The sequence below is a fragment of the Streptomyces sp. P9(2023) genome (assembly GCF_032436795.1).
GTDB lineage: Bacteria > Actinomycetota > Actinomycetes > Streptomycetales > Streptomycetaceae > Streptomyces.
In genome coordinates this window covers 1-263 of sequence record NZ_JAUPWM010000570.1, presented here as the reverse complement: position 1 = coordinate 263, position 263 = coordinate 1, and the positions used below count along the sequence as shown (strand labels likewise).

The window sequence follows — 263 nt, the reverse complement described above, 5'->3', positions numbered from 1 at the left end:
CGCATCGCCTCGGTCAGATCGCCCGGCGGCAGGTCGGCCATGGCCGCATCCAGCGCCGCCTGAACCTGCGGCTTGATCGCCTGCAAGGCCTGCATCAAAGGCCCTCGACCGGGGTGCTGCCCACTTCGCCATTGGCGGCGAGGGTGATCTTTTCTACCCGCTCTTCGGCCTCGCGCAGGCGCTTTTCGCAATGCGCGCGCAGCTTCGCGCCGCGTTCGTAAAGCGCGATGGATTCCTAAAGCGTGGCCTCGCCATGTTCCAGC

1 protein-coding gene is annotated in these 263 nt (G+C 66.5%); it reads right to left on the bottom strand.

All coding sequences use genetic code 11. The annotated features are described in order from the left end of the window. Positions 1-94 precede the first annotated feature (94 nt). Positions 95-229 carry an exodeoxyribonuclease VII small subunit gene (gene xseB / locus Q5762_RS40225; protein ID WP_399495619.1) on the bottom strand — a complete coding sequence of 45 codons (135 nt, stop codon included), beginning with the start codon at positions 227-229 and terminating at the stop codon, positions 95-97. Positions 230-263 lie beyond the last annotated feature (34 nt).